The 9,781-nt window shown below is 72.1% G+C and carries 12 protein-coding genes; 4 read left to right on the top strand and 8 right to left on the bottom strand.

Features of this window, described 5'->3' with window-relative positions; all coding sequences use genetic code 11:
* Positions 1 to 278: 278 nt before the first annotated feature.
* From ACZ6S5_RS11125 to ACZ6S5_RS11115, 3 genes are read right to left on the bottom strand one after another with little or no spacing between them, the layout of a single operon-like run.
* A complete protein-coding gene (locus tag ACZ6S5_RS11125) occupies positions 279 to 1,124 on the bottom strand; it encodes a patatin-like phospholipase family protein (RefSeq protein ID WP_465999830.1) in 846 nt (281 codons plus the stop codon).
* 52 nt (positions 1,125 to 1,176) lie between these two features.
* On the bottom strand, positions 1,177 to 1,932 hold the full coding sequence (locus tag ACZ6S5_RS11120) for a TIGR03089 family protein (RefSeq protein WP_465999829.1): 756 nt from the start codon (positions 1,930 to 1,932) through the stop codon (positions 1,177 to 1,179).
* A 45-nt stretch (positions 1,933 to 1,977) separates the two neighbouring features.
* Entirely contained in the window at positions 1,978 to 2,550 is a 573-nt protein-coding gene (locus tag ACZ6S5_RS11115) for a TetR/AcrR family transcriptional regulator (RefSeq protein WP_465999828.1), read from the bottom strand.
* An 88-nt stretch (positions 2,551 to 2,638) separates the two neighbouring features.
* Here ACZ6S5_RS11115 and ACZ6S5_RS11110 point away from each other — a divergent pair, with 88 nt between their 5' ends.
* Complete coding sequence (locus ACZ6S5_RS11110; RefSeq protein ID WP_465999827.1) at positions 2,639 to 3,010, top strand: DUF4267 domain-containing protein; 372 nt, start codon at positions 2,639 to 2,641, stop codon at positions 3,008 to 3,010.
* 75 nt (positions 3,011 to 3,085) lie between these two features.
* Here ACZ6S5_RS11110 and ACZ6S5_RS11105 read toward each other — a convergent pair whose 3' ends face one another.
* The 4 genes from ACZ6S5_RS11105 to ligD (ACZ6S5_RS11090) form a co-directional block, all read right to left on the bottom strand.
* On the bottom strand, positions 3,086 to 3,979 hold the full coding sequence (locus ACZ6S5_RS11105; protein ID WP_465999826.1) for a hypothetical protein: 894 nt from the start codon (positions 3,977 to 3,979) through the stop codon (positions 3,086 to 3,088).
* Positions 3,980 to 3,985: 6 nt separating this feature from the next.
* On the bottom strand, positions 3,986 to 4,504 hold the full coding sequence (locus tag ACZ6S5_RS11100) for a SigE family RNA polymerase sigma factor (RefSeq protein ID WP_465999825.1): 519 nt from the start codon (positions 4,502 to 4,504) through the stop codon (positions 3,986 to 3,988).
* Positions 4,505 to 4,565: 61 nt separating this feature from the next.
* A complete protein-coding gene (gene ligD, locus ACZ6S5_RS11095; RefSeq protein WP_465999824.1) occupies positions 4,566 to 5,483 on the bottom strand; it encodes a non-homologous end-joining DNA ligase in 918 nt (305 codons plus the stop codon).
* Positions 5,473 to 6,411, bottom strand: a complete 939-nt coding sequence (gene ligD, locus ACZ6S5_RS11090; RefSeq protein ID WP_465999823.1) for a non-homologous end-joining DNA ligase — start codon at positions 6,409 to 6,411, stop codon at positions 5,473 to 5,475. Before ligD (ACZ6S5_RS11090) ends, ligD (ACZ6S5_RS11095) begins: the two co-directional genes overlap by 11 nt.
* A gap of 85 nt (positions 6,412 to 6,496) precedes the next feature.
* Here ligD (ACZ6S5_RS11090) and ku point away from each other — a divergent pair, with 85 nt between their 5' ends.
* Positions 6,497 to 7,513 (top strand): non-homologous end joining protein Ku, encoded by a 1,017-nt coding sequence (gene ku, locus ACZ6S5_RS11085; RefSeq protein WP_465999822.1) that lies wholly within the window; start codon positions 6,497 to 6,499, stop codon positions 7,511 to 7,513.
* Between the two features lie 55 nt (positions 7,514 to 7,568).
* Here the strand turns inward: ku and ACZ6S5_RS11080 are convergent, their stop codons facing one another.
* Positions 7,569 to 7,961 (bottom strand): PPOX class F420-dependent oxidoreductase, encoded by a 393-nt coding sequence (locus ACZ6S5_RS11080; RefSeq protein ID WP_465999821.1) that lies wholly within the window; start codon positions 7,959 to 7,961, stop codon positions 7,569 to 7,571.
* Between the two features lie 157 nt (positions 7,962 to 8,118).
* Between ACZ6S5_RS11080 and ACZ6S5_RS11075 the strand changes: the two genes are divergently transcribed.
* Together ACZ6S5_RS11075 and ACZ6S5_RS11070 are read left to right on the top strand one after the other, a co-directional pair.
* Positions 8,119 to 8,775, top strand: coding sequence for an FKBP-type peptidyl-prolyl cis-trans isomerase (locus ACZ6S5_RS11075; RefSeq protein ID WP_465999820.1), 657 nt, complete (start codon positions 8,119 to 8,121; stop codon positions 8,773 to 8,775).
* A 138-nt stretch (positions 8,776 to 8,913) separates the two neighbouring features.
* Entirely contained in the window at positions 8,914 to 9,756 is an 843-nt protein-coding gene (locus tag ACZ6S5_RS11070; RefSeq protein ID WP_465999841.1) for an SCO6745 family protein, read from the top strand.
* The last annotated feature ends 25 nt before the right edge of the window (positions 9,757 to 9,781 follow it).

The following is a 9,781-nucleotide window of genomic DNA, read 5'->3' as shown; positions in this document are numbered from 1 at the left end:
TTGGAGTGACAAACCTTGATACCGGAACTCCGCTTCTCACTCTCTGATCAACACACCCTTGACCGGCCTCTCCCACGCCTAACTGAACGGCGTTGGGACTAGCCATACTGCCGCTCAGCGTGTCCCGGCGTCTTGCGCGCTGGTCGGGACAACATCTCGGACCGACATGTCTCTCAGACATGAATATGCCGCAGAGACATATCCGTCTTACCTTCACTGGCTGGTTCGGCGGCTACCAGCGGTAGCGGCGTCAACCGGCCGGCCCTCATCGGGAGGCGTCACCCCCACAGGGCGGCCACGGCGGCAGCGTGTGCCGCGCCGACAGCCCGGCCGGCGCGGGCGGACGGTGCCCGGGTCGCCGGCGACAGCGCGTTGGTGCCGAACGCCTCGACGGATGCCTGGTCGGCGCTGATCACGTGGACGGCGGCCGGGGCGAGTGCGGCGATCTCGGCGTCTAGATCGCCCCATGGCTGCGGCGTGTCGGCGAGGACCGGCTGGATGATCAGTACGCGGTCGGCCCCGGCGGCCAGGTCGGCGTTGGTCATCGACCGCACCCCGCCGTCGACGTAACGGCGGTCGCCGATCGCGACGGGCGGCCAGACGCCGGGTACCGCGCAGCTGGCGGCGACGGCATCGCGCAGGGCCACACCGGACTCGGGGGTGAAGATCGCCTCGGCGCCGGTCTCGGCGTCGACCGCGGGCAGCAGTACGCGCCGGGTGGGCCACTGCTTCACCGGGAGCCGGGCGTCGATCGCGGCGAGCCGGACGGCCGGGTCCACCGTTTGCGCGGCGAGGGCCAGCTCACCCAGCCGGCGGCGGGCGTCCTCCGGCCCGGTTGCGCCGGCCAGCACCGCGGCGTAGTCGGCGAAGAGCCTCTCCGTGTCGACGTCGACCTCGATCTCGGCGGTCTCCGGGCGCAGCTGGGCCGCGTACAGGTCGTCGAGCGCGACGCCGCTGGTGATCTGCGCGGCGACCGACGAGCCGGCGGAGGTGCCCACGACCAGGTCGGCGGCGAGGATCCGGTCGGCGAGCGCCGGATCGGCGTCGGCGATGCCGCGCAGGACGCCGAGTTCCCAGGCGATCCCGGCCACCCCGCCACCGGCGAGTACGAGTGCGTTGGTCATGATCGCCAGCCTCGCACGCATGACGGGCACAGTGGACCCCTTGTCGGGCGCCTCACAGCACCCGGGTCACCTGCTCGGCGGCGATCCGGACATCCAGCGTGGACCGGTCGAGGTTGGCGCAGATGACCACCGACGCGCCGGCAGCCAACGGGGCCAGCAGCCACTTCAGCGGCTGCTCGTGCTCGGCCGCGTCGACCAGCAACCGGTCGCCGGCCCGCAGGTCGAGTTGCTCGGCGATGTCTGCCGCGAGCCGCCGCCACGCGCCGTAGCTGGTGCCGTCCGGGGTGGCCGGGTCGGCCGGGTGGACGGCGGCGTAGTCGGGCGGGGTGGTGGGGTGCCGGAGCACCTCGGCGGACCAGTCGAGCCAGCCCACCGGCACCTCAGCGAGAGGCCCCGGTCCGGTGCCGACGAGGTAGCGGTGCGTCCCGTCGGGTACGTCCTCCAGCCAGTCGTCGAGGCGTTCCGGGGTCACGAACACCGCGTCGTACGGCCGGTCGGCGCCTGGTTCGAGGACCGGCAGCCCCGCGGTGGCCCGCGGCCGGAACGACACCGCCATCCCGACCGACCAGGCGCCGACCAGCACTGCGGCGGTCCGCCAGTGCGGCGGCAGCAGCACCGCGACCCGGCTGCCGGGGCCGAGTCCGCAACCGTCGCGCAGCAGCGCCGCGCTCCGCGCCGCCCACCCGCCGAGCTGCTGCGCGGTCAGTGCGGTGCGCTCCCCGGTCGCGTCGTCGTAGTAGGCGAACAGCGGAAGGTCGGCCGCGCGCGGCGCGTCGGCCGGAACGGTTACGGGCGTGTGGACAGCCATCGGGGCGCTCCTCCCTGCCGGTCCGCCCACCCTAACGATCCAGCGTCAGCGGCAGAATCGGTCCACCAGGAGCGCCAACCGCCGCTCGTGTTCCTCCCGCCGCAGTCGGCCGTTGCGCATCAGCGTGACCAGGCCGTGCAGCCCACTCCAGAAGGTCTCGGTGAACGTCTCCAGTTCGTCGTCACCGGCGAAGGGGCGCAGGGTCTCGGCCAGCTCGGCGAAGGCCCGGGCCAGCTCGACCGGCACGTCCTGGCTGGCGAAGGGCAGTTCGGTGGGGAGATTGAAGATCGCGTCGTAGAGGGCCGGCCGGCGTTCGGCGAACGCGGCGTACGCGTTGGCGATGCCGGCCACCGCCTGCCGCGCGTCGGTCGCCTCGGCCCGGGCGGCGGCGAGTTCGGCGGCCAGATCGCCGCAGCCCTCCACGGCGACCGCCGCCATGATGGCGCCCTTGCCCTTGAAGTGGCTGTAGAGGACGGGCTGGCTGTACTCGATCTCGGCGGCGAGCCGACGGGTGGTGACCGCGTCCCAGCCCTCCGACTCGGCCAGCTCCCGGGCCGCGGCGATGATCGCCCGTTCCCGTTCCGCCCGCTCCCGCTCCCGGCGCGCCTGAATCGACATGACCAGAACTCTAGCACCGCTAGCCAATCTGCCGTCGCTCTGCTAGCTTCGCTCTCACATCTAGCAGCGCTAGCGTTCGGAGTCGAACATGCTCAGCACCATCGCCTACGGGCTCGCCGTCGTCCTCAGCCTCTTCTGTGTCTTCATCGGCGCCCGATTCCTCCTCGCGCCTCAGGCCTCCGCCGCCGGCTACGGCGTCCCGGCCAAACCGGACGGAGACTCCGCCTACCTGACGATCAAGGGCGTGCGCGACCTCAGCTACGGCCTGCTGGGCCTTGCGCTGATCGCCTTCACCAGCGCCGACGCCGTCGCCTGGTACATGCTGATCGTCGCGCTCTGCCCGCTGGGAGACACCGTCATCGTGCTGCGGCACGGCGGGACGAAGGCCGTCGCCTTCGGCATCCACTTCGCCACCGCCGTGGCCGTCCTGCTCGACGCCGTCCTGCTGTTCGCCCTCTGACCCACGCCGCCCGCCGCTGACCCCCATGCGCGAACTGCCCGGGCCGCTCAGGACCCGGGCAGTTCGCGCATGGGACTACCCGTGGAACATGACGACGTCGGTCGGACGCTTCACCTTCACCGCGACGCCGTAGTCGAACAGCTCGAGGGTCGAGCTGAACGTGCCCTTGTCGAGCCGGCCCTTCGCCGTTGACTGCCAGGTGCCGGTGAGTGCCACCTTCGCGATCCGACCGTCGCCGTCGAGCGTGACGTCCCCGGACGTGGTGGTCGACCCCTTCTCCTCCGACGTCGTGTACTCGAAGTGCAACGTCCCGTCAGGCTTCTGCGAGATGCTGGCGTTCGCGCTCTTCAGCGCCGCGAACAGGGCCGCCGGGTCGGGCGACGTGGCGCCCAGGACGCCGCTTCCGTCGTCGTAGAGGGACAGCCGGTCGTGCTTCCCCGGGTACTGGCCGTACCGGCCGTACGTCTCGTGTTCCGGGCCCTTGTCGGCCGGCAGCTTGCCGAGCGGGCGTTCCCCGCCGATGTACCGGGTGCCGTTGATCAGCAGCTCGGTCATGACCGAGTCGTCCTGCGGCGCGCGGACGTACCCGGTGGCGGTCCTGGGATCGAACGCGCCCTCGTACGTCAGCCCGCCCGGCCCCGAATTGGTCAGCCGCATCCGGTAGCTGATGTTCTCGCTGGCGGCGACGGCCGAGACCAGCTTCATCCCCGGCGGGGCCGACGCCGGCTGCGCCGCCTCGGCGGTGACGCCGGGACGGTCCGGCGTCGGCGTCGGCGTCACCGCCGCGGTCGCGACGCTGGCGACGCCCAACGCCAGCAGCGCGAACGTGCCGCCGATCAGCGTGGCCGTCCGGCGTCGGCGCGCCCGCCGGCCGCGATCGAGCAGCACCCCCACCGGGGGTACGGAGTCCGACCCGCCGTCGACGATGTCGTGCAGCCGGCTGGCGAGACGCTCATCGAGCGTGTTCATGACTGGTCACCTGCTCACTGGATAGGAGGGTTCATCGAGAAAGTGGCGAAGCTTGTCCAGCGCCCGGGCGTTCTGGCTCTTGACGGTGCCCACCGAGCAACCCAGCAGCCGAGCGACCTCACGCTCGGTCAGGTCCTCGTAGTGGCGGAGCACCACCACCGCACGCTGCTTCGCCGGTAGCGACATCAGCGCCCGGCGCAGGACGACGGCATCGGAGCCGATGTCGCCGGCCGGGGCGGCCCGGTCGGGGACGGCCGCGACGAGGCTCTCGCGGCGGCGCCGTCGCCAACCGGACGTGTGGTTGTTGACCAGGGCTCGGCGCAGGTAGGCGTGCGGGTCGTCGAGCCGCGACAGCCGCCGCCACCGCTCGTACACCTTGACCAGGCTGTCCTGGAGCAGCTCCTCGGCCCGCCATCGATCACCGGTCAGCAGCATGGCCAGCCGGATATGTCGCTGCCAGGCGATCTCGACGAATGCGACGTACGACCGGTCCGCCGCGGACAGTGGTTGCGTTTGGTCGGTCACGCCCCTAACACGTGGCGGCGTCCCAGAAGGTTGTCACGGGCCGTGGCGTCTCCGAAAAGGCCTACAAACCGGCCGGCAACTCCGGTCCGCCGTCCAGGAGCGGGGCCAGCAGGTCGCCCCGCTTCGCCACCCGCTTCAACACCTCATCGGCCGTGTACGGCTTGGTCGACGGCCGCTTCCCGGCCGCCCCGGCGGAGACCTCGTCCCAGGTCAGCGGGGTGGACACCGACGGCACCGCCTGCGCCCGCAGCGAGTACGGCGCCACCGTGGTCTTCGCCGCGTTGTTCTGGCTCCAGTCGATGAACACCTTGCCGGGGCGCAGGTTCTTGGCCATCTTCGACACGATCAGCTTCGGGTGCGCCTTCTCCAACTCCTGCGCGATCCGCCTCGCATAGGCGGACACGTCATCCGAGGATTGGGTCCCCGCGATCGGGCAGCAGAGCTGCATGCCTTTCTTCCCCGAGGTCTTCGGGTACGCGTCGATGCCGTCGTCGGCGAGCCGGTCCCGCATCAGCAGCGCCACCTGGCAGCACTGTTTCAGCGCCGCCGGGGCACCCGGGTCCAGGTCGACGACCATCATGTCCGGGTGCGCGCCGATCTGCCACTGCGGCGTGTGCAACTCCAGGGCGGCGAGGTTGGCCAGCCAGACCAGGGTGGGCAGGTCGTCGCAGACGACGTAGTCGATGGTCTCCCGCCCCTTGCTCGACCCGGGGGCGGGCAGGTTCTCGGTGCGTACCCAGTCGGGGGTGGCGGCCGGCGCGTTCTTCTCGAAGAACGAGCCGCCCTCGACGCCGTTGGGGAAGCGGATCCGGGTGAGCGCCCGGTCCCGCAGGTGCGGCAGCAGCACCGGGGCGATCCGGGTGTAGTAGTCGATCACCTCGCCCTTGGTGAAGCCAGCCTTGGGGTAGAGCACCTTGTCCAGGTTGGACAGCTCCAGCGCGCGCCCCTCGACGTCCACCTTCAACCGCTCAGCCGGCATCCTCGACCTCCTCGGCGGGTTTGTCGGGGCGCAGCCGCAGGATCCGCGGGAAACGCAGCCGCCCGTCCGGGGTGCGCTGGCCGTACTTCACCTCCACCACGATCTGGGGCGTTACCCAGATCGCGCCCCGGGCATCCTCGCGCGGCACGTCGCCGGCGAACGGGGACGCGGCGCTGCGCAGCGGTTCCAGCTCGCGCAGCAGCTCCCGCTCCAGGGCCGCGCCGATCCCGCCGCCGACCCGGCCCCGGTAGGTGAGCCGCCCGTCCGGCCGGGGCACCCCGACCAGCAGGCCGCCGATCTTCCGCGCGCCCGGCCGCCAGCCGCCGACCACGAAGTCGCCGGTCACCTCCAGCTTGACCTTGACCCAGTCGGGCGAGCGCACCCCGGCGCGGTAGGCCGAGTCGACCCGCTTGGCCATCACCCCCTCCAGGCCGTGCTCGCCGGCCGCCTCGTAGGTGGCCGGGCCGTCGGGGAAGGCGGGCGGCACCGCCCACCGGGCGGCGCCGAGCCCGAGCGACTCCAGCGCCGCCCGCCGCTCCCGCCAGGGCCGGCCGGTGAGGTCCTCGCCGTGCAACCGGAGCAGGTCGAAGATCATGTACGTCACCGGGACGCTGGCCGCGAGCCGGGCCGCCTTCGCCGCGTTCCGCACGTGCATCCGCTCCGCGAGGGCGGTGAACGACGGCTGCCCGTCGGTGAAGAGCACCACCTCGCCGTCCAGCAGGGCGTCGTCGACCTGCTCGGCCAGGGTGATCAGTTCCGGGTACGCGACGGTGATGTCGACGCCCGAGCGGGCAAAAAGGTGCTGGCGGTGGTTGACGATGTCGGCGAGCGCCCGGACCCCGTCCCACTTGAACTCGTACGCCCAGCCGGCACCCGCCGGGAGCTGCCCGGTCATCGCGAGCATCGGCTTCAGGGGCGCGCCGGGCACCTTCTGACTGTAGTTGCGCGCGGAAGAGCGTGCAGGTCGTTCGATCATTTGCGATTCTGGTCAGAGCCGGGGAGAGGAGCGCGGTATGCGAGCCATCTGGAAAGGAGCGGTGTCGTTCGGCCTGGTGTCGATCGGGGTGAAGGTCTACTCGGCCACCGAGGAGAAGGACATCCGTTTCCACCAGGTGCACCGTGAGGACGGCGGCCGCATCCGCTACAAGCGCACCTGCCAGGTCTGCGGCGAGGAGGTCACCTACGACGACATCGCCAAGGGGTACGACATCGGCGGCGGCGAGATGGTCATCCTCACCGACGAGGACTTCGCCGAGCTGCCGCTGAGCACCTCGCACGCGATCGACGTGCTGGAGTTCGTACCGGCCGAGCAGGTCGACCCCATCCTCTACAACAAGGCCTACTTCCTCGAGCCGGAGAGCTCGGCCACCAAGCCGTACGTGCTGCTGCGCGACGCGCTGGCCGACTCGGAGCGGGTGGCGATCGTCAAGGTGGCGCTGCGCCAGCGGGAGCAGCTCGCCACCCTGCGCGTACGCGAGGGCGTGCTGCTGCTCAACACGATGCTCTGGCCGGACGAGGTGCGCCAGCCCGACTTCGGCTTCCTCGACGAGGACCTGAAGGTACGGCCGCCGGAGCTGGCCATGGCCAGCTCGCTGATCGACTCGATGGCCGGCGAGTTCGAGCCGGACGCCTTCACCGACGACTACCGGGCGGCGTTGCAGGAGGTCATCGACGCCAAGATCGAGGGCCGCGAGGTGGTCCAGCCGGAGGAGGAAGAGGCCGCCCCGGCCGCCGCGGTGGACCTGATGGCCGCGCTGAAGGCGTCGGTGGAGCGGGCCCGGGCGGCCCGGGGCGAGGCGCCGGCCGGCGCCGGGGCCGAGCCGACCCCGATCTCGGCGGCCCGTTCGGCGCAGAAGGCGGCGAAGAAGGCGCCCGCCAAGAAGGGTGCCGAGAAGAAGGCCCTGGCCAAGAAGGCGGCGGAGAAGAAGGCGGCCGCGAAGAAGGCCGAGCCGGCGAAGAAGGCCGCCGCCAAGAAGGCCCCGGCCAAGAAGGCCCCCGCGAAGAAGGCGGCCCCCCGCAAGACCGCCTGAGGCTGTTAGGAGGGCCCCCTTTCATACGCGAAGCGTTGACAGGGGGCCCTTCCTCTCAGCCCCGGCCGAGCTTCTCCGTCGGGGTGATCCGGACGATCACCCGCTCCTCGCCGGGCTGGCGGAACGGGTAGGTGTCCTGCCCGAGGTACTTCTGCGCCATCCGGTCAATGTGCTCGTCGGCGCCCTCGGTGACGAGCTCGGCGCTGCCCTTCACCCAGAGGGTGCGGAAGTCGTTCGCCTTGTCCACGACCGAGACGGCGACCACCGGGTTACGGGCGATGTTGACGTACTTCTGCCGGCCCTTGGCGGTGTTGAACACGATGTGCTCGCCGTCGGTGTCCACCCAGACCGGGGTGACGTGCGGGCTGCCGTCGGCCTCGACGGTGGCCACGTGGGCGAGCTGCGGCTCGGAGAGCAGGGCCAGGTCTTCTTCGGTGAGGATCGCCATGGTCGTGAAACTACTCCCGGAAACCGCCACCGACCCGTCTCCTGTCCCATCCGGGCCGGCCGTAGGAGCACGGGGGGCGTCCGGCCGGGTACCGTGTGCGCTGGCCTCGGCGGCGGCCCGCCGGGGGCGCACCCACCCCACTCAGCAGGGAGTCGACGTGAGCGAGCGCGTGCAGAACCGGTCGGCGGGCCAGGGCCCGGGCACCAAGGCGGAGCGGCGGCTGGCCGCCCAGCTGGCGGCGAAGAAGGCCGCCGAGGCGCGGCGTCGCCGGCAGTCGATGCTCGGCGCGTTCGTCGGTGTCCTCGCGGTGGCCGCGCTGATCGGTGGCATCGTCTGGCTCAACAACGGTGACGACCACAAGAAGCCGGCGGCCGACGCCAGCCCGTCGGCCAGCTCGATCGTCGAGCCCAGCGTCGCCGCCCCGGCGCTGCCCGAGGGCGCCGACCCGGCGCTGGCCACCCGGCCGCAGGTCGAGGCGGGCAAGGGCGAGCTGAAGAAGCTCACCGTGACCACCCTGATCAAGGGCAAGGGCCCCGCGGTGCAGAAGGGCCAGCAGATCACCACCAACTACGTGGGCGTGTTCTACAAGGACGGCAAGGAGTTCGACGCCTCCTGGAACAACGGCCAGCCGGCCACCTTCCCGATCGGCGTCGGGCAGGTCATCCCGGGCTGGGACCAGGGCCTGGTCGGCGTGCCGGTGGGCAGCCGGGTGCAGCTCGACATCCCGGCCGAGCTGGCGTACGGCAACGACGCGTCGGGTGGCCGCCCGGCCGGTCCGCTGCGCTTCGTCGTGGACGTGCTCGCCGCGCAGTAGGTCACACTGGGCTTCCGCCCGTTCACCCACCGGCAGTAGGTTCATGGTCATCGCGGGTGGCCCCCGCCCGCGATGACCTGACCGACCGACGCGGAGGTGCACGTGGCGGCGCTGGACGATCCCCGGTTCGCCCGGGTGATGTGGACGCTCTTCGAACCGGTCCACGCGGTGACCTACTTCCACCCGCGCGCCCGCGCCGCGTACGAGGCGGTCGGGCTGCGCGGCTACTGGCGGGGCTACTTCGCCGGCCGGGCCGCCCCGCTCGGACCGGTCGACGCGCCGGCCGTGATCGCCGCGTTCTTCAGCTTCGCGCCGCCGATGGTGGCCCGGGCGCTGCCCTCGGTGTGGCGGCTGGCCAGCCCGGAGGAGGCGCTGCGCGCCCGGCTCACCGGCGCGGTGCAGGCGCTCGCCGAGTTCACCTACGAGCTGCCCGAGGCGCACCTGGCCGAGGCGGCCGACCTGCTGGAGGAGGCGGCCGGGCGGGTCGAGATCGCCGGCCGGGTGCTCGGCGCGGTCAACGCCGCCCTGCCCCGGGGCGAGTACCCGCTGGCCCGGCTCTGGCAGGCCGCCACGACGCTGCGCGAGCACCGGGGCGACGGGCACGTGGCGGCGCTGGTCACCACCGGGCTGGATCCGGTCGAGGTGGTGGCCTGGCGGTGCCGGGTCGACCAGTCCCGCGAGTTCCACCAGCGGGCCCGGGGTTGGACCGATCAGGAGTGGGTCGCCGCCGAGCAGCGCCTGGTCGAGAAGGACTGGCTGACCGTCGACGGCGGGCCGACCGAGCACGGCACGGCGACGTTCCGGGCCGTCGAGGAGGCCACCGACCGGGCCGCCGCCGGCCCGTGGCGGGCGCTGGGCGCGGAGCGTACGGCGCGGGTGCGGGAGCTGCTGGAGCCGATCGCCACCCGGTGCCGCACGATCATCCCGCCGCAGGCCCCGATCGGCCTGCCCGCGCAGCGCTCGACCACCCCGGCCGGCTGACCCGGCGGCGGGCCCGTCGGGCAGG

This window comes from Micromonospora sp. NPDC051924 (assembly GCF_055586005.1).
Note: the sequence above shows the minus strand (reverse complement) of the source record. Positions and strands in the feature narration are given on the sequence as shown.